The organism is Streptomyces sp. NPDC005706, assembly GCF_040631045.1.
GTDB lineage: Bacteria > Actinomycetota > Actinomycetes > Streptomycetales > Streptomycetaceae > Streptomyces.
The window spans coordinates 104,884-124,123 of sequence record NZ_JBEXYS010000022.1 but is presented as its reverse complement, the minus strand read 5'-3'; the positions used below and the strand labels follow the sequence as shown (position 1 = coordinate 124,123).

The 19,240-nt window shown below is 69.8% G+C and carries 12 protein-coding genes; 5 read left to right on the top strand and 7 right to left on the bottom strand.

The genetic code is table 11. The features are described from left to right. The first annotated feature begins 149 nt into the window (after positions 1-149). The 3 genes from ABZ478_RS28270 (at position 150) to ABZ478_RS28260 (ending at position 5,116) form a co-directional block, all read left to right on the top strand. Positions 150-1,439, top strand: coding sequence for a ribonuclease D (locus ABZ478_RS28270; RefSeq protein ID WP_359553545.1), 1,290 nt, complete (start codon positions 150-152; stop codon positions 1,437-1,439). 327 nt (positions 1,440-1,766) lie between these two features. Continuing rightward, entirely contained in the window at positions 1,767-2,987 is a 1,221-nt protein-coding gene (locus ABZ478_RS28265) for an acetyl-CoA C-acyltransferase (RefSeq protein ID WP_359553543.1), read from the top strand. Beyond that, a complete protein-coding gene (locus ABZ478_RS28260) occupies positions 2,984-5,116 on the top strand; it encodes a 3-hydroxyacyl-CoA dehydrogenase NAD-binding domain-containing protein (RefSeq protein WP_359553541.1) in 2,133 nt (710 codons plus the stop codon). The genes ABZ478_RS28265 and ABZ478_RS28260 overlap by 4 nt, the downstream gene beginning before the upstream one ends. A 55-nt stretch (positions 5,117-5,171) precedes the next feature. Here ABZ478_RS28260 and ABZ478_RS28255 read toward each other — a convergent pair whose 3' ends face one another. Both ABZ478_RS28255 and ABZ478_RS28250 read right to left on the bottom strand, forming a co-directional pair. Beyond that, positions 5,172-6,686 carry a hypothetical protein gene (locus tag ABZ478_RS28255; RefSeq protein ID WP_359553540.1) on the bottom strand — a complete coding sequence of 505 codons (1,515 nt, stop codon included), beginning with the start codon at positions 6,684-6,686 and terminating at the stop codon, positions 5,172-5,174. A gap of 42 nt (positions 6,687-6,728) precedes the next feature. Continuing rightward, complete coding sequence (locus ABZ478_RS28250) at positions 6,729-8,219, bottom strand: hypothetical protein (protein ID WP_359553538.1); 1,491 nt, start codon at positions 8,217-8,219, stop codon at positions 6,729-6,731. Positions 8,220-8,265: 46 nt separating this feature from the next. On the opposite strand from ABZ478_RS28250, the gene ABZ478_RS28245 reads away from it, so the two are divergent. Next, entirely contained in the window at positions 8,266-9,135 is an 870-nt protein-coding gene (locus ABZ478_RS28245; protein WP_359553536.1) for an endonuclease/exonuclease/phosphatase family protein, read from the top strand. Positions 9,136-9,301: 166 nt separating this feature from the next. On the opposite strand, the gene ABZ478_RS28240 is transcribed toward ABZ478_RS28245, so the two are convergent. Continuing rightward, positions 9,302-13,309, bottom strand: coding sequence for a bifunctional glycosyltransferase family 2 protein/CDP-glycerol:glycerophosphate glycerophosphotransferase (locus ABZ478_RS28240; protein WP_359553534.1), 4,008 nt, complete (start codon positions 13,307-13,309; stop codon positions 9,302-9,304). 368 nt (positions 13,310-13,677) lie between these two features. On the opposite strand from ABZ478_RS28240, the gene ABZ478_RS28235 reads away from it, so the two are divergent. Beyond that, positions 13,678-14,769 carry an LCP family protein gene (locus tag ABZ478_RS28235; RefSeq protein WP_359553532.1) on the top strand — a complete coding sequence of 364 codons (1,092 nt, stop codon included), beginning with the start codon at positions 13,678-13,680 and terminating at the stop codon, positions 14,767-14,769. A 54-nt stretch (positions 14,770-14,823) separates the two neighbouring features. Here ABZ478_RS28235 and ABZ478_RS28230 read toward each other — a convergent pair whose 3' ends face one another. The 4 genes from ABZ478_RS28230 to pgsB form a co-directional block, all read right to left on the bottom strand. Beyond that, on the bottom strand, positions 14,824-15,903 hold the full coding sequence (locus ABZ478_RS28230) for a hypothetical protein (protein ID WP_359553531.1): 1,080 nt from the start codon (positions 15,901-15,903) through the stop codon (positions 14,824-14,826). A 168-nt stretch (positions 15,904-16,071) separates the two neighbouring features. Then, on the bottom strand, positions 16,072-17,124 hold the full coding sequence (locus ABZ478_RS28225; protein ID WP_359553529.1) for an NlpC/P60 family protein: 1,053 nt from the start codon (positions 17,122-17,124) through the stop codon (positions 16,072-16,074). Positions 17,125-17,161: 37 nt separating this feature from the next. Further along, positions 17,162-17,644: a poly-gamma-glutamate biosynthesis protein PgsC/CapC gene (locus tag ABZ478_RS28220; RefSeq protein WP_358934452.1), complete on the bottom strand. Its 483-nt coding sequence runs from the start codon at positions 17,642-17,644 to the stop codon at positions 17,162-17,164. Further along, positions 17,641-19,236 carry a poly-gamma-glutamate synthase PgsB gene (gene pgsB, locus ABZ478_RS28215; RefSeq protein ID WP_359553528.1) on the bottom strand — a complete coding sequence of 532 codons (1,596 nt, stop codon included), beginning with the start codon at positions 19,234-19,236 and terminating at the stop codon, positions 17,641-17,643. The genes ABZ478_RS28220 and pgsB overlap by 4 nt, the downstream gene beginning before the upstream one ends. Between the last annotated feature and the right edge of the window lie 4 nt (positions 19,237-19,240).

Here is a 19,240-nt window from a genome sequence, read left to right as displayed (position 1 = left end):
CCCCGCCCTTCGTGGTCCTCTTCACAACATCTCTCCTCACTCCACCTCCCGGGCTTGTTCCCGGGCCTTGCTTTTTTCCCCCCCGGGCGCCGCCCGTCGACGGAACGTTCCGTCGACGGGCGCCGTCCACACACGGATACCCTTGACAGGTGACCGACGCCCAAGAGACCGCAGCAGACAGTTCCGTGCGCACCACCGGGGGCACTCCCCCGGACGACGCCGGGTCCTCTGTGCTGGGGGCGCCGACTCCGCTGCTCGAACCCCGCGAGGGCATTCCGCCCGTGATCGCCGACGAGGCCGCGCTCGCCGAGGTGATCGCCGCCTTCGCCGTCGGCTCCGGCCCCGTCGCCGTCGACGCCGAGCGCGCCTCCGGCTACCGCTACGGCCAGCGCGCCTACCTGGTGCAGCTCCGCCGCGAGGGGGCGGGCAGCGCGCTCATCGACCCCGTCGCCTGTCCCGATCTCTCCGGTCTCGGTGAGGCGCTGACCGGCGTCGAGTGGGTGCTGCACGCCGCCACCCAGGACCTGCCCTGCCTGCGGGAGATAGGCATGGTCCCGACCCGGCTGTTCGACACCGAACTGGCCGGCCGGCTCGCCGGTTTCCCCCGGGTCGGTCTCGGCGCCATGGTCGAGGGTGTGCTCGGTTTCGTCCTGGAGAAGGGCCATTCCGCCGTCGACTGGTCGACCCGGCCGCTGCCCGAGCCCTGGCTGCGCTACGCGGCCCTGGACGTCGAACTCCTCGTGGATTTGCGGGACGCCCTGGAGAAGGAGCTGGACCGGCAGGGCAAGCTCGACTGGGCGCTCCAGGAGTTCGGGGCGATCGCGGCGGCGCCGCCCGCCGAGCCACGCAAGGACCCCTGGCGCCGTACGTCCGGGATGCACAAGGTGCGGCGGCGCCGGCAGCTCGCCGTCGTACGGGAGCTGTGGGAGACCCGGGACCGGATCGCGCAGCGGCGGGACGTGTCACCGGGCAAGGTGCTCTCGGACGCGGCCATCGTGGAGGCCGCCCTCTCGCTCCCGGTCAACGTGCACGCGCTGGCCGCGCTGAACGGGTTCGGGCACCGGGTGGGACGCCGGCAGCTCGAGCAGTGGCAGACGGCGGTCGACCGGGCGAAGGCGCTGCCCGAGGCGAAGTTGCCCCAGCCGGGGCAGCCGGTCACCGGACCGCCGCCGCCGCGGGCGTGGGCCGACAAGGATCCCGCCGCGGCGGCCCGGCTGTCGGCCGCGCGGGCGGGGGTGTCGGCGCTGGCCGAGCAGCTCAACATGCCCCAGGAGAACCTGGTCTCCCCCGACACCGTGCGGCGGGTGTGCTGGGAGCCGCCGGCCGCGGTGGACGCCGGGACGGTCGCGGACGCGCTGACCGGATACGGTGCGCGGCCCTGGCAGGTGGAGCAGGTGACGCCCGTGCTGGTCGCGGCGCTGTCGGGCGCGGACGCCTGAAGCGGAACCCGGACGTCGAAATCACGCCAAGATCCTGGGCGCGTCCACGCGCCCCGCTTCACCGTTCCGGGGCGGCTTCCACACGCCCCGCTCCGTGCCCTCGGGCCCGCGTTCCGCATGGGAGCGCGGGCTCTGTCCGTGTCGGCGCCGGGAGCGGACCCGGGCCGCGCGCCCCGGCGGGCCGGCACCTGATCCGGGAGGCTCCACGGCCCCGTCGGTGTGACGTTCGCCGCTCCGGCCGGGGGGAGGACTGGGCAGTCACGTTACTCACAAGTAGCATGGCCCGTAAGCAAGCGCTCAGCATCCCGCATCTGGAGGAGAGCCATCGTGCCTCGTACCGTCAGGGACGTCGTCTTCGTCGACGGCGTCCGCACCCCGTTCGGCAAGGCGGGCCCGAAGGGCATCTACCACGAGACCCGTGCCGACGACCTCGTCGTCAAGGCGATCCGGGAGCTGCTGCGCCGCAACCCGGGTCTGGACCCGAAGAAGATCGACGAGGTCGCCATCGCGGCGACCACCCAGATCGGTGACCAGGGGCTGACCCTCGGCCGCACGGCCGGCATCCTCGCGGGCCTGCCGCAGTCCGTCCCCGGCTACTCGATCGACCGCATGTGCGCCGGCGCCCTGACCGCCGTGACCGCCACCGCCGGTTCGATCGCGTTCGGCGCCTACGACGCCGTCATCGCCGGTGGCGTGGAGCACATGGGCCGCCACCCGATGGGCGAGGGCGTGGACCCGAACCCGCGCTTCGTCTCCGAGAAGCTGGTCGACGAGTCGGCGCTGTTCATGGGCATGACCGCCGAGAACCTGCACGACCGCTACCCGCAGATCACCAAGCTGCGCGCCGACGAGTACGCCGTGCGCTCGCAGGAGAAGGCCGCCAAGGCGTACGCCAACGGCAAGATCCAGCAGGACCTGGTGCCGATCTCGGTGCGCCGCACGAGCCCCGAGAGCGGCGAGACGGGCTGGGGCCTGGTCACGGCCGACGAGCCGATGCGCCCGGGCACCACGCTGGAGAACCTCCAGGGCCTGAAGACCCCGTTCCGCGTGCACGGCCGGGTCACCGCCGGCAACGCGGCCGGCCTGAACGACGGCGCCACCGCGTCGATCATCGCGAGCGAGGACTTCGCCCGCGAGAACGGCCTGCCGGTCAGGATGCGCCTGGTCTCCTACGCCTTCGCGGGCGTCGAGCCCGAGGTGATGGGCTACGGCCCGATCCCGGCCACGGAGAAGGCCCTCGCCAAGGCGGGCCTGTCCATCTCCGACATCGGTCTGTTCGAGATCAACGAGGCCTTCGCCGTCCAGGTGCTGGCCCTCCTCGACCACTACGGCATCGCGGACGACGACGAGCGCGTCAACCAGTACGGTGGCGCGATCGCCTACGGTCACCCGCTCGCCTCCTCCGGCGTCCGTCTGATGACGCAGCTGGCCCGCCAGTTCGAGGAGCAGCCCGAGGTCCGCTACGGCCTCACCACCATGTGCGTCGGCTTCGGCATGGGCGCGACGGTCATCTGGGAGAACCCGCACTTCGACGGAGGCGACAAGTGAGCACCACCACCGCTGAACTCCTGAAGGGCGCGGCCGAGCTGTTCCCGGACGAGGTCGTCACGCAGGCGCACGTACGCCACTTCGACCTTCCCTTCGGGGCCGGGCGCTTCGCGCTCGTCACCCTGGACAACGGCCTGGACCACACCAAGCCGACCACCTTCGGCCCGCAGTCGCTCGCGAACCTCAACACCGCGATCGACCAGGTGGAGAAGGAGGCCGCGGACGGCGAGATCGTCGGCGCCGGCGTCACCGGCAAGCCGTTCATCTTCGCGGTCGGCGCCGACCTCAAGGGCGTGGAGCTGCTCAAGCAGCACGACCACGCGCTGGCCATCGGCAAGGGCGGCCACGAGGTCTTCAAGCGCCTCGCGAAGCTGGCCGTGCCCACCTTCGCCTACTACAACGGCGCGGCGATGGGCGGCGGCGTCGAGGTCGGCCTGCACTGCACCTACCGCACGGTGTCGAAGGCCATCCCGGCGTTCTCCCTGCCCGAGGTCTTCCTGGGCCTGGTCCCGGGCTGGGGCGGCTGCGCCCTGCTGCCGAACCTGATCGGCGCCGACAAGGCCGTCTCGGTCATCATCGAGAACAGCCTCAACCAGAACAAGCAGCTCAAGGGCAAGCAGGTCTTCGAACTGGGCATCGCCGACGCCCTCTTCGAGGGTGCCGACTTCCTGGAGCAGTCGCTGCTGTGGACCGCCCAGGTCCTCAAGGGCGACATCGAGGTCGAGCGCCCGGCGATCGACCGCGGCGAGGCCTGGGACCAGGCCGTCGCGCGCGGCCGGTTCATCGCCGACGGCAAGGTGCACGGCGCGGCCCCGGCCGCCTACCGGGCCCTGGAGATCATTGCGGCCGCCAAGAACGGCGACCTGCAGCAGGGCTTCGACGCCGAGGACCAGGCCCTCGCCGACCTGATCATGGGTGGCGAACTGCGCTCCGGCATCTACGCGTTCAACCTCGTCCAGAAGCGCGGCAAGCGTCCGGCCGGCGCCCCGGACAAGAACCTGGCCCGCCCGGTCACCAAGGTCGGTGTCGTCGGCGCCGGTCTGATGGCCTCTCAGCTCGCGCTGCTCTTCCTGCGCCGCCTCGAGGTGCCGGTCGTCCTGACCGACATCGACCAGGAGCGCGTCGACAAGGGTGTGGGCTACGTCCACGCCGAGATCGACAAGCTGCTCGGCAAGGGCCGGATCAACCAGGACAAGGCCAACCGTCTCAAGGCGCTGGTGACGGGTGTCCTGGACAAGGCCGAGGGCTTCTCGGACGCCGACTTCATCATCGAAGCCGTCTTCGAGGAGATCGGCGTCAAGCAGCAGGTGTTCGCGGAGGTCGAGGCGGTCGCCCCGGCGCACGCGATCCTCGCCACCAACACGTCCTCGCTGTCGGTGTCGGAGATGGCGTCGAAGCTGAAGCACCCCGAGCGGGTCGTCGGCTTCCACTTCTTCAACCCGGTCGCGATCCTCCCGCTGCTGGAGATCGTCCGCGGCGAGAAGACGGACGACGCCTCGCTGGCGACCGCCTTCGCGGTGGCCAAGAAGCTGAAGAAGACCGCGGTCCTCACCAAGGACGCCCCGGCGTTCGTCGTGAACCGCATCCTGACCCGCTTCATGGGCGAGATCCAGAACGTGATCGACGAAGGCACGCCGGTCGAGGTCGCCGAGAAGGCGATCGAGCCGCTCGGCCTGCCGATGTCCCCGCTGGTCCTGCTCGAACTGGTCGGCCCGGCCATCGGCCTGCACGTCTCGGAGACCCTCAACCGGGCCTTCCCGGACCGCTTCACGGTCTCCCCGAACCTCGCGGCCGTCGTCAAGGCGGGCAAGCGCGGCTTCTACGTGTACGACAGCGGCAAGCCGGAGCTGGACCCGGAGGTCGCCGCGCTGCTGAAGCAGGGCGACACCGTCCTGACCGAGGAGCAGGTCCGCGACCGCGTCCTGGAGGCGGTGGCCCAGGAGATCGGCCTGATGCTCGACGAGGGCGTCGTCGCCGAGGCCCAGGACATCGACCTCTGCCTGATCACGGGCGCCGGCTGGCCCTTCCACCTGGGCGGCATCACGCCGTACCTGGACCGCGAGGGTGTCTCCGAGCGGGTGAACGGGAAGCGGTTCCTGGCTCAGGGCGTGGCGAGCGTTCCGGCGTAACGTTCCCTGACCGGGAAGAGGGCCTCCGCCTGCGGGCGGGGGCCCTCTTCGTGTGTCAGTACTCACCGCCGTTGAACACGGCCGTCGGCGCCCCTGCCGACAGGTTCAGGACGGTGAAGGGAACCTGCGTGACCGAGGATTCGGCTCCGGAGTGGTCCACGGCGAAGACGTCGACGACGTGCATGCCCGTACCCCATGCCCAGCCCGAGTCCCACGACCAGCTTCCGTCCGGGGCCACCGCGACGCCCCCGAGCAGTACGCCGTTCTGACGGAATCCGACCTGGGCGGCGCCCGCGGCGGCCCCCTGGAACACCACCCGGGAGTCCAGCACCTGCTCGTGGGCCACGGGCTCCAGCACCATCGGCGCGGAGGAGCCCGGCCCGACCGTCGACAGCACGGGTCCGTGGTCCCCGACGGCCGTCGCGGCGGCTCCGTCCGCGCCGTCGACGGCTGTGAAGTGGGCCTCGGTGCGCTCGGACTGGTAGCCCGACGCGTCCACCGCGTAGAGCTTCACCGGGTGCTTTCCCTTGCTCCACGCCCGGCCGAGATCCCAGGACCAGCTGCCGTCGGGTGCGACGTCGGTCTGGCCCAGGTACTTGCCGTGTTCCCAGACGATCACGCGGGCGGCGCCGCGGGCGTGTCCCGCGAACCGTACCGCGTCCCGTCGCACCTCCTGCTGGTGCGCCGGCGCCGTCACCACGGGCGGCGGGAACTCCGCACCGCGGACCAGCGCCGTGGCGGAGAGATAGGAGTCGATGGCCGAGCCGTCGCGGCCGGGTTCCTCATGGCCGTTGCGGACGAAGCCCAGGCGCGGGGCGATCCCGTCGATCAGGAAGTTGGCGATGCCCATGAGGAGGGGGACGTTGCGGCCCGCCACCTGGGTGTGGTCGGCGATGTGCGGGGAGTCGCTGAACACGAAGTTGAAGTTCTCGTAGGGCTGGAAGAGCCCCAGGAAGGGTTCGACCTGAACCGGGTACTGGTCGTCCTGGGCCGCCGACACCAGATAGATGTTCGCGTCACGGTTGGCCCCCGAGCGCAGCAGGTCGGGGATGAGCGCGTCCACGGCCCGCACGTTCTCCGCGGGGACACCCTCCCCGAGCATGTAGCGGGCGGTGCCGGGGTGCACGTCCCGTACGTACGTCCCGATCAGGAACTGCGGCGCGATGGCGACGATGTTCCGGAAGCCGTACTTCAGGCCGAAGTAGAGAGCGGCGCTGCCACCCTTCGAGCCGCCCCACAGGGTGACGGAGTCCGGTGTGAGATCGAGAGCCCGCATCACGTTGGAGATGAGCGTGACGACGGACTGTTCCAGGGAGAAGTCCATCCCCTTGCACAGGTAGTAGCTGCGGTTGTCATCGAACTTGTCGCGGATCCAGAGGACGTTGGCACGCAGCTTGTCGAACACGCCGTTGGACCAGCCGTAGTCGGCCGGCGCGGCGAAGTTCGCGAAGACGACGACCAGGTGCCGGTTGCCCTTCTGGGCGTGGGCGAACCGGTACTCGACCGGGAATGTCCCGGAGGCTTCGATGCCGACGAGCAGTTGACGTCCACTCGAGGATGCTTGGGGCATGTCGGAAATCCACTCTCTGTTCTGCCGCGAAGCCGGGCGGTCTCAGTAACCGGCGGGCGTCGCGCCCGCCGTGGCGTTGGTGACGGAGAAGACGACCGGTGTGACCGGCGACTCGGCTCCCGTCATGTCGGCCGCGTAGACCTCGACGGTGTGCACGCCTTCGGCCCACAGCCAGCCCGGCTCCCAGGTCCAGCGGCCGTCCGGAGCGACCGCGCACGCGGCGAGGAAGACACCGTTCTCCTTGAATCCGACATGAGCCGCGCCCACGGCCACGCCTTGGAACCCGACCTGCGACTCGGTCAGTCGGTCATAGGTCTCCGGTCGCCGCACGAGTGGTGCGGGGAGTACGCCGGGGACCGTCGCGGCCGTGTCCGGGGCGTCCGGCTCCGGGCGCCGCGCCACGACGTGCTCGGAGACGGTGAAACGCACGTCGGTGCGCTCGGACTGGTATCCGTTCGGGTCGACGGCGAACAGTCGCACCAGGTGCTCGCCGGTGCTCCACGACGCGTCCCGCACCCACGTCCAGCCGCCGTCCGCGGCCACGGGTGCCGAGGCCAGGTACTTGCCCTTCTCCCAGATGCTCACCCGGACCGCACCGGGCGCCTGGCCGGTGAAACGGGCACCCCTGACGGGCAGCAGGTCGTTCGAGGCGGGCGTGGTCACCACCGGAGCCACGAAGGAACTCTGCACCACCGAGGTGGACTTGATGAAGGAGTCGATGCCCGACCGGTCGGCATCGGGCTCCTCATAGCCGTGCCGTGCGACACCGAGGCGCGGGGCGATGCCCTCGACCAGCAAATAGGCGATTCCCAACAGCGGGGGCGTGTTGCGCTGGGTCACCTTCCCGTGGTCCGTGATGAACGGGGACTCGCTGTAGATGAAGTTGAAGTTCTCGTACCGCCGCAGCAGGCCCAGGAAGGGCTCCACCTGGCTGCTGTACTGCTCGTCCTGCGGCGAGGACACCACGTAGATGTTCGCGTCCGGGTTGGCTCCCGAGGCCAGAAGGTCGGGAAGGATCGCGTCGAGGGTGCGGACGTCATCGGGCGCCATGGCCTCGCCCAGCATGTGCCGGCCCGTGTCCGGATAGACGTCGCGCACGAAGGTGCCGATCGCGAGTTGCGGAACGCTCGCGACGATGTTGCGGAAGCCGTATCGCAGCCCGAAGTACAGCGCCGCGCTGCCGCCCTTCGAGCTGCCCCACAGGGTGACGTCACCGGGCGTCAGGCCGAGGGCGTCGACGACCCTGGAGATGAGCCCGATCACGGACCTCTCGACCGCGAAATCCATGTTTTCGCAGAGGTAGTAGGTGTTCCCGCCCTCGAACCGGTCCCGGATCCAGAGGACGTTGGAACGCAGGTTGTCCAGGATGCCGGTGGCCCAGCCGTAGTCGTCCGGGGCGAAGATGTTGGCGAAGACGACCGTCAGGTGCCGGTTGCCGTTCCTCGCGTGGGAGAAGCGGTACTCCACCGGCCGGCCACCGGAGGCGTCGATCCCCTGGATCACCTGGCGGCTCTTCCTGGGTGCTTCAGACATGCTGCGGTTCCACTCCGGTCGGGTGCTGATCGGCGATGATGGCGTGATGCTTCGAAGTCGAGGGCGCCGGGCCATGGCCGCGGCGGCCGCCCTGCTGGGACTCGCGACGGCGGTGGTCCTGGCGCAGTCGTCGGGGCCCACCCGGTCCCACGCCGCGGACCGTTCGCTGACGGTGGCGACCTGGAACATGTGCGGCGTCCGGCAGTGGAACTGCGCGGACACCGGGAGCCGGGCCGTGAAGCAGCGGGAGCTGCGGCGCCTCGCCACCCGGGACGGGGCCCGGGTGATCTTTCTCCAGGAGGCGTGCACCGGCGATGTCGAGGCCGTGCGCAGGGCGCTCGGCCGGTCCTGGCACACGGCGTTCCGGCTCTACCGCGTGGGTGACCGGTCCGGCCGCGTCGGCACGGTGCCGTGCGCCGGCGCGGGGCAGGGTTCCGCCGGCATCGCGATCCTCGCGGGGTATCCGCTGTCCTCGGTCACGCCGGTGCCCGCGCCGCAGCCCACCGTGGGGCTGCGGCGCGGCATCCTGTGCGCCTCGGTCACGTCGCACCGGGTCCGCCTGTGCACCGCCCATCTGAGTCCGGCGGGCAGCGACCGGGCGCATCCCGGCTGGGAGTTCCGCGACGATCAGCTGAAGGCACTGGTAGCGGCGGTTCCCGCACGACGCACGGTGTACGGCGGTGATCTGAACGTGAATCCGCCGGGCGGCGGCAACTCCGCCTCGTGGGTGTGGCCTTCCGCGCCGTACGGCGTCCACCGGGAGTGCGACGGGTCCCCCGGTTCCGCCCGCGGCACCCACGCCTCCGGACACAAACTGGACTACCTGTTCACCGGTCTGCCCAGGACGCGATGCGCCCTGCGCGACACCGGCGCCTCCGACCACTTCGCGCTGGTGATGCGTGTACGGACGGGTTGAACGGACCACACCGGCGGCGCGCTCACGCCGCGGTGGCTGGACGCGGCTGACGGCAAGCGCCTGGGGTGTGCCTGTGAGTGGCGCGCTCATGGCGCGTCGCGGCCCTCTGACCCGGGCGGACGCGGCGGCCGTACGCGCCGGTCGCTCCCGGGGCAGGTACCCGGCGTCACACGACCACGTCCTCGACGGCCCTGCCCTCGGACGCCTGGGCCTGCGAAGGCGTCGTGAAGGGCACGAACCGCTGCATCGTGCGAGGCACCTGGGCGCGCGGCTGCTCGGTGCCGTCGGGATCACCGGCCCACCCGGCGCCCGTCTGCCCGGCCGCCGGGCCGTGCTCCTGCGCCTGGGGCACATCGCCCGTCGGCCCGTGTCCCTGATGCGCGGACTGGCCGGGAATCATGTTCAGCAGCTCGGCCGGGGTCTGGGCAGGGCCCTGCCTGGGAGCGAACCACTGCTGGGCGTTCCAGCGGATGGGGGTGAGCGGGCGTCCCGCGTGGCTGTTGTCCACCGTGCCGACGGCGGGTGCCCGGGCCGCATCCGGAGCGAGGTCACCGCCCGCGACCAGCATCCGGTCGGCGAGCCGCGCCGAGGCATAGCCGTCGTCGAGGTCACAGAACTCGCTCTGGAACCAGCGGTAGCGCTCGGCGTACTTCTCCTGGATCCCGTCGATCTCGCGGATCGCGGTCACCAGTTCCCGGGAGGTGTACACCAGAGGGCCGGGAGCACTGCTCTGGAAGTCGAAATAGAAGCCGCGCAGGGTGTCGCGGTAATGATCCAGGTCGTACGTGAAGAAGAGGATCGGGCGTCCGGTGTTCACGTAGTCGAACATCAGCGACGAATAGTCCGTGATCATCACGTCGGTGATCAGGGACAGGTCGGCCATGTCCGGGTAGTCGGAGACGTCGAAGACGAAGCCGTCGCCGGCTCCTGGCACCGGGTCGACGACGTTGGGGTGACGGCGCACCAGAAGGACGTGGTCGGCACCGAGCCGGGCGCGGGCGTCCGCCAGGTCGATGCGGAAGTCGAGCTTGTACTTGCCGGGGGCGTAGAACTGGTCGTCGCGCCAGGTCGGTGCGTACATGACGACGCGCTTGCCCTCCGGAAGGCCGATGCGGCGCCGTATCTCCCGCTCCCGCCCCTCCATACCGGGCAGTCGCAGGATGTCGTTGCGCGGGTACCCGGACTCCACCATCTCGCCGGGGAAGCCGAATGCGCGCTTGAGGATCGGCGTGGAGAAGCTGTTGGGTGACACCAGCATGTCCCAGTTCTGCACCTCCTTCTCCACGCGCTCCAGATAGCGCTGGTCGGCGAAGTGGATGGCCTCGATGTCATGGCCGATCTTCTTCAGCGGCGTGCCGTGCCAGGTCTGTACGACGACCTGGCCCTCCCGCTTCTGGAACCAGTCGGGCAGGTGGTTGTTCGCGACGATGTACCGACTGGTGGCGAGCGCCTCGTACCACTGGGGGGACCACATGCGCACGGGTGTCGCCGTGGGCGGCACCTCCACCTGGTCGTCGCGAACGACGAACAGATGCTCGAGATCGACGCCCCGCCGCACCAGCTCCTCGTGCAGGGCGCGGGGGCTGTCCGAATACTGGGTGCCCTTGAACGCGTCCAGGAGAATCGCCGGACGCACCTTCTCGCGGCGCGCGGCCGGGTAGGTCTTGGTGCGCAGCAGCTTCTGGCGGTACGGGCCCCGGGCGTGATCGGGCATGGCCGAGTGGACGAGGAGGGAGAGCCTGTCGTAGGCCTCCGCCTCGAGCTCGTACCGGCGCTCGCTCGCCTCGTACTCCTGCGGGAAGGACTCGATGCGGTCCTGCTCGATCTTCAGCATCAGGTCTTCGAGCCGGTCCTCGCGGGCCACCGCCGAAAGGTCCTGACGACGCAGGAAGAAGTCCCAGCGGCCGGCCGCGAGGGGGATGTCACCGGCGAGGGTGCGCATGGCCGCGGGGGTGAGCACAGCGTGGAACTCGTTGCCGTCCCAGGTCAGGGGGACGGGGCGGTCAGCTCCGTGGGCGCGCGACCGCACCACCAGGTGCGCGTCGTGGTACTCCTGCGGGGTGAGGCGGTCGGCTGCCAGATACCGTCCGCTGATCTGCAGCGAGCCGTCCTCCCGCCAGGCGGCGTGCGTCGCGGTGGGCAGGGTCGCACGCTCGAAGAGCACGAGGTAGCCCGAACCGTTGCGGTGGACCACGACCTCCCGGTCGCCCTCGCGGGTCTGCAGCGACGCGGGCATCCGGTAGTGTCCGTCGGTCGTCTCCTCCGCCATGACCGGATACATCGTCATCTTGCGGCCCTCGACGTGGAACGTGGTCTTCCAGCCGTTGCTGCCCATGCTCCAGGACTTCGGGATCTGCCCTTCCGCCTGTGCGTCGGCCCGGAACCCCGGCACCAGGACGCGCAGCGGAACGCGGGCGGCGAACGTGCACCAGCCCTCGCCGCCGGGCGTGAAGTACACCCGGGCATCGTGCCGTCCCGCCCCGCTCATGCTGGTGACGCGGAGTTTGCCCCATTCCGGCACCTTGGGGCCGAGGTAGACGCCGCGCAGCTCCAGCTGGTCACCGCTGACGCGGTGGCCGGTGATGCGGCAGCGCACGATCTCCACGCGTAGCTTGAGCTTGCCCTGCAGGAACAGCGGAAGGACCCGGGTGTTCTTGTCGACATACCGGTACGGCGGGTTGGCGGCGCTCCCCGCGCCGCCACGACCGATGCCCCGGTAGCGGAACAGGCCGCGGCTGAGGACGCCGGCGGCGACGTCCCAGGTTCCCTCGACCCACTCCCCCTTGCGCTTGAGGCGAGTCGTGTCGATACGAGCCTCGAAGCCCGCCCAGTCGTAGCAGTAACGATTCTGGTTGGAGCGTTCGGTGGCCTGCGGTGCGTAGGTGGTCCTGGCCGTGGTGACCACCATCCGCCCCTGCTTCTTGTTCCGCAGGGCGATCGCCTTGACCGACATGTGCTTCTTGTGCACGTTGATGAAGCGGACGTAGGCGGCACCCGTGAGGGTCAGCTGTTCGCCGTTGGCACTCCAGCGCGCGCCGCTGAGCGACCCGTGCAGCGAGAATTCCTTGTCCAGTCGGTAGGCCTTCTTGTCGAGGCCGACCTCGCGATCCCCAAGGAAGGGGTAGTTCAGGTAGCGGCGGACCCGCCGCTGGACCGGCATCGGGCCGCCCTTGCGCTCGAAGTGGACGACCTCCAGGAGCTCGGGCAGCCGCCGGGCGCGTACCAGGAGCCACTTCACCCGGGCGTCCGCGGGGAGTTCGTCGATGATGCTGAGGTCGGCCTCGTCCAGGAAGGCGTTGGCCCACTCCAGGAACGCCTGCTGGTACTCCTCGTCGGCGTCGGGCAGCACCTTGAGATGGAGCATCAGGTCGGACTTGAGACAGGCCAGGTCGTACTTGCGCTTGCTGCCCTCGTACTGCCCGGAGCGCTCGTCGGCGAGGAACCGGCTCACCGACTGCACCGCCGCGACACGGTCGCGCAGGTTCGACAACTCGGTGTGGCGCTGGGTGATGGACGGCGCGCCACCGGCGTCACGGCGGCGCCAGAAGTAGACGATGTCCGATATGACGTCGACCTTGGCGGCCCGGAAGTGGGCGTACATGTTGACCCACGAGTCCTCGTAGAGGACGCCCTCGGGGAATTCGATGGACTGGCGTTCCCAGAAGGAGCGCCGGAACATCTTGTTCCAGACCGTGCGGTCGTAGATCAGCGCGTCGAACTTCGTTATGTGGGTGCCGCGCCGGTTCTTCTCCATCGGGCCCTTGTGGAGCGGGGACTGCCACTTGCTGGTGGAGTTCATCATCTGCACATTGCCGGAGACGAAGTCGGAACCGGACTCCTCGACGGTGCGGATCAGCAACTCGTAGGCGTACTCGGGGATGACGTCGTCGCCGTCGGCGAAGGCGAGGTACTCGCCGCGGGGGTGCATGCACCGCAGACCGACGTTGCGGGCGTGGCCCGGCCCGTGCGCGTGCTGCCGGATCAGCCGGAAGCGCCGGTCCGCCGCACAGAAGTCGGCCGCGATCCGGACGGATCCGTCGGTGGAGCCGTCGTCGACGAGGATCACCTCGAAGTCGCGGAACGACTGCCGGGCGATCGACTCGAGACATTCGGCCAGGTAGAGCTCGACATCCTGAAAGGGCACCACAACACTCAGGCGCGGATGATCCGCCAACTCGCTCTCCTACCCACACATTTCGCCCGCCAGGACATCAAAAGGCCCCGATCGAACGCCCACCCCTTCAAGCGGTGATGCCCGGCCCCGTTGCCGACGACGCATCACCAGCACCTGTGAACCCGACAGAACCCCCTCCATCTTTGTTCACAGATGAACCACATCTTATGTGACTCTTACCTGCGGTCAAGACCTGTTCATGTGCCATGCATCTCAGGTCCGCATCATGGTCACCCGCTCCCCAAAGGCCCTAGCCGCGGCGCCTATAGTGCTCCCACTGCACCGACAGCATCAGCGGGCCGGCCTTCCCCCCACCCGGGCCCCGATCCTCCGCACCGCGGAGCCCGTGAGGAGAGGAACCGAAGGCGATGACGCACAGCGCCACCACCGAGCCCCGCCCCGACGGCCAGGCCCCAGCGAGCGGCGGGCGGCGTCGGCCTCGGCGCGGCGGGAGACGCTGGGGCCGTATCGTCCTGTTGTCCCTCCTCGTCCTCGTGCTGGCGGCGGGCGGCGTCGGCTACTGGCTCTACAGCGACCTCGACAACAACATCAAGGGCGTCGACATCGACACGGCGATCGGCGACGACCGTCCCGAGAAGCTGCCCACCTCCGGTCAGAACATCCTGATCCTGGGCTCCGATTCGCGCGCCGGCGCCAACGCCGCGCTGGGCACGGGCAACGTCGCGGGCGCTCGCTCCGACACCGCGCTGGTGATGCACATACCCGAGGGCCGCACCAGGGCCGTCGCCGTCAGCATCCCCCGCGACACCCTGGTGACCCGGCCCGAGTGCACCAAGTCGAACGGCTCCACGGTCGCGTCCGCGAAGCGTGTGATGTTCAACTCCATCTACTCGCAGGTGGGCCCGGCCTGCGTGGTCAAGACCGTGGAACAGATATCCGGGGTCCGCATGGACCACTACGTCGAAATCGACTTCGCCGGCTTCAAGGGACTGGTGGACGCGATAGGCGGGGTGACCGTCACCGTCGACCAGGACATCCACGACTCCTCCAGCGGCCTGGACCTGGCCGCCGGCACGCATCGGCTCGACGGCACGCAGGCGCTCCAGTTCGTCCGTACCCGGCACGGCATCGGAGACGGCAGCGACCTCGGCCGCATCGGCCTGCAGCAGCAGTTCATGCTCGCCCTGCTCTCCGAGATCAAGAAGCAGGACCTGCTGGGCAGCCCCACCAAGACATACAAGATCGCTGACGAGCTCACCACGGCGCTCACCACCGATTCCGACCTCGCCTCGCTCACCAAACTGGCGGACTTCGGCCGCAGCCTGAACGGCGTGGACCCGTCCACCATGGAAACGATCATGCTCCCCGTGGCCTACGACAAGGTCGATCCCAACCGCGTCGTGGCGGCGCAGCCGCAGGCGACGCAACTGTGGAAGGCGATCCGCTCGGACGCCGTCATCCCCGAGTCCGCGAAGAAGTCTCCCGCGACGGGCGGCTGACACGTTGCCGTCGGCCGATCGCTCCGGGCGAGGCCGGCCGGCACCGGCGGTGGATCACAGCGAGGCCCAGCGGCCGAGGGAGAGGCCGGCGCCGTCGTCCTGACGGGCCACCTTGGGCACGCCGCCGGTGTCGATGAGTGCCATGACCACCCGCCCCAGGCCGTCCCTCGCCAGGGCCGGACCGCCCTGGCAGGACTCGGTCAGCGCGTACCACCAGAAGCCGTCCTCCTCGTTCTCGGTGCCGCCCATGCCCAGCACGGCCGAGCCGTCGGTGCCCCGGCAGGCGAGGACGAGGCAGTCGTAGCCGTCCAATGTGGCGCGCAGCACCGCGTACGGCCGTTCGGCCGGAGACCCGCCGAGCATGCTCGGCCAGCCGCCGATCCGCCAGGCCGCGGCGCCACCGCTGTCGACGTCCGTCCAGAAGAAGGTGGCACGGTCGAGTCCGGTCCCGGCAGCGGCGAGAGTTCCGGGTGCCGCGCGCAGTGAGAATCCGCGCGGCCCGTTGAAGTCGCCGCTCGGGGCGGCCTGACGCCAGATCAGCAGACCCGTCTCCGCGGCGGCGCAGACCTCCACTCTCCCGTCCTCCAGGGCGACCGCCGCGGGCAGCGCGTCGATGCCGCTGCCCCGCAGGTCCTCCCACGCCCGCCATTTCCCGTTCGGGGCCTCGCGGCGCAGCATCAGGCCGCCGTGCGCGCCGCGTACGAAGACGTGCACCGTGCCGTCCGCCGCGACGGCGCCGACCGGCCGGCCGAGTTCCCCGCCGGGGTGCGGGTTGCCGAGCGAACGCCAATCGGTGAAGGCCAGACCGGTCTGATACTGGATGGCGTGGACGACGTCGAAGCTGCTCGCGCCGTCGGTTCCGGCGCGCTCCCTGCGGCCCAGGAAGTGAACGTAGCCATCGGCGCCCTGCAGCACCGTCAGGTCGGTGACCCCCGGGGCCTCGACGAAGTGCGGGCCGCTCCAGGCGGGGCCACCGACCGCTGTCTCCGTCCAGCGCAGGAGTCCGCCCCCCGTGGGAGCGTAGAGCGTGAGCCGACCGCCCTTGCCCAGCGTGAGCCAGTTCCCGTGAGCGGCGCCGGACGCGAACCGCTGCTGCTCCTCGCGCGAGCGCCCGACCGGACGGGCGGCATCCACGGGGCCTTCCGGCCTTCTCCGCATGGCCTCGTGCACCTTCCTCAAGCCCGCCGCATCACCTGTACGGGAACCCTCAAACTCGACACATCATAAGCCGTTCGCGCAATTGTTCCCCGGCGTCCTCCCCGCGGCACGACAGGTCGACGGCGACGGCCCCCGCCCGCCCCTTCAGAGCCGCTTGGCGGTGCGGAACAGCTTGGCGTAGAAGCCGTTGCCGTCCAGGCGTGAGACGCCGCCCTGGTCGCCGATCGTGGGCCCGTTCTGCTCCTTGCGGCTGGAGATGAAGACCTTGTGGCCCTCGGTGTCCGGACCCAGGTAGATGGCGGAGTGGTCCATGTGGTTGCCGGTGCGGTGGTCCATCTTGAAGAACAGCAGATCACCGGGCTGCAGCACGTCGATGTTCTTCGGCCGTTCGTACCAGGGGCTCGGGCCCTGGAGCTTGATGATGTCGACGCCCTCCTTGCCCCGGGCCATGCCGTCTGCGGTGCGCGGCAGCCCGTCGCCCTGGTCGTTGCTGGACATCAGCGGGAAACGGGCGCGGTAGCCGTAGACGAGGCGCAGATAGCCGGAGCAGTCCACGGAACGCAGGCGGTCCGGCTGCGGGTTCACGGTGACCCCGTCCCGGAAGGTGTACGGGATGCCCAGGTAGTCGTAGAAGTCGGTCTGCTCGTAGCGGTCGACGCCGTCGGCCTTGAGCGGGCCGTAGTTGGCGTGGCCGGCGTACTGGACGCCCTGGTCGTCCTTTTTGGCCGGGGCGCCCTGGATGTACTGGAAGGAGAACGCGAAGATGTCGTCCTCCTCGCTGCCGTAGTACTGCTTGAACCAGTCCTTGAACCACTGCTGCTTCTCGGAATCCTTGGTCCAGGTCTCCGGCATCAGACGGACCCAGTCGTCCGTGACCACCTTGGTGCTGGTGTTGGCGGGTTCGCCGAAGGTCCGGGTCGGGCCCTTGAGGGTGGCGGTACGGGCGCCGTCCGTGAAGGTGCCGATGACCGCGCCCTTGCCGTCGCGCAGCACCGAGCGCGCCGGGTTGTTCAGCCGCTCCCAGGTCTGCTCGCCGGCCGCCTTGCCCGAGGAGCGCAGGTTCTCGGTGATCGTCTGGGCGGCGGGGAGCTTGGCCTGCTCGTCCTTGCGCAGTTCGTAGGTGAAGTAGGCGCTGCCCGTGAGCAACGCGAGGACCGTCACCGTGTGCAGAACGGGGCGGCCTTTGCGCTTAGGCATGGTGAGGGCTCCAGAGATACTTCGGATACGGGCGGGGTCAGGCGGACGGCATGGCGCCCAGGAGGATTCCGGCGGTCAGCACCACGTAGGTGGCGAGGGTGACGGATCCGACGGACAGCAGGGTCGCGCCCTTGGGCTGGCGGACCAGCTGGTAGCCGATCAGGCCCGGAACGATGAAGCCCAGCGTCTGGTTGGCGTACAGCAGCGGGAACTCCATCTGGAGCACGATGATCACGGTGGCCTGGATGAGCACGCCGCTGAGCACGACGGCCGCGAAGAGCCGCTTGCCGTACAGGATCACGAACTTCTGCATGAGCAGCGTGACGAGGTACGTCAGCACCGTCACGCCGACCACCAGCGCGGCCCGTTGCAGGTCCTCGATGAGGGTGAGCGCGAGCCAGCCCGGAGTGATCATGCCGCCCGGCGACAGATTGGTCGTCAGGTAGCACATCAGCGAGAACAGCAGGCCCAGACCGATGCCGATCGCGGCGATCTCAGGGGTGAGGACGGAGGGGATCAACGGTGTTCTCCTGGGCTTTGCCACTGCTGGTTGTCGTCGGTCAGGGGCTCGGGAGGGACGTGGGGTTCGAACAGGCCGCGGGGCGAGGCGTGCCCGGCCGGCGGGCCCGGCTCCGGGCGCGCCGGGAACACGGCGGGTGCCGGCCGTTCGGCGTGGTGCGGCCGCCTCTCGGGGGCGGCCGCCGGGCCCGTCGGGTCCTGGTGCGGGTAGGGCCGTACGGCGTCCCGCTGGACGGGGATCTGCGGCACGTACGGCTGCTGCTGGGCGTACCGCGACTCGTACGCCGGGGAGTAGCCCTGGTACGGGTCGAGCCGGGGTGCGTACAGCTGGACGGTCTCGACGTGCTCGACGGTCGCGGCGGCCGGCTCGGGCCGGCCGGCCGGGGCGGTGGCCGCGGGGTCGTCGGCGCTCTCGTCCGGGGCCAGTTCGGCGAGGTGTTCCAGCAGGATCTCGCCCTGGCCGTGGATGTTGCCGATCGCGACCAGTGAGGAGTCGGGGCCGAGCTGTGACAGCAGCTTGGCCATGAACTCCTCCGGGTCGCGCCGGTCGCCGCCGAGGTCCACGGCGCGCGAGCGGAACTCGGCGGGGATGGCGTCGATGGCGGACTTGGCCGGATGGCCGATGACGAAGACCCGCTCGGGGTCGAGTTCGGGGATGATCTCGCCCATCTGCCCGTTGCGTTCGACCCGGTCGGGGCGGCAGTTGATGACCACGTTGAGTGGGCGGTGGATGGCGCCGAGGTCGAGCAGCTGGTTGATGTTCATCAGCGTCGACTCGGGGTCGTTGGCCGCGAAGACGTTGGCGAAGCGCAGCTTCCTGTCCTCGGGCGTCACATAGCGTTCGACGGAGAGGACTCCGGGGTCCGGCGGGGCGTCGTACATGCCCTGCAGGGCCGTCTCCCGGTCGACGCCGAGGAGTTCGGCGACGGTGAGCGCGATGGCCACGTTCTCCTTGAAGGTGAACCAGCTGAAGCCGCGCAGCTCCTCGTCCGTCACCATGTCCGGATCGGCGTAGACGAGTCGGCAGTTACGGGCGTCCGCCTCCTCCTGGAGGATGTCGAAGCGGTCCTTCTCGGCGGTGACGCAGATGCCGTCCTCGGGCATCGAGCGGCACAGCGAGCGCGCCACGTCGTCCAGGGTGGGGCCCATCTCGGCGAGGTGGTCCTCACGGACGTTGCACAGCACGCCGATGGTGGAGCGGATCAGTTTGGACTGGTTGATCTCCTGGAGGGCCGGCATGACGGCCATGCACTCGATGACGAGCGCGTCCGGGTTGTACGCGGCGGCGCGCCGCACGATGCCGATCTGCTCGACCACGTTGGCGATGCCGAACTTGCGGTAGACCGGCTCCTCGGTGGCGTCCGGGTGGATGAAGCGGGCCGCGGTGCCGGTCGTCTTGGCGACGGTGACCATGTCGCCGCCGCGCAGGGCGCCCGCGCACAACCGGGTGATGGAGGACTTGCCGCGGATGCCGTTGACCAGGACCCGGCTGGGTATCCGGTCCAGGTTGGCGAAGTGCCGCCGCTGTTCCACGACACCCGCTATGAGCAGGATCGCGCAGCAGACCAGCAGCACGGTGTAGAGGAAGAGCACTGGT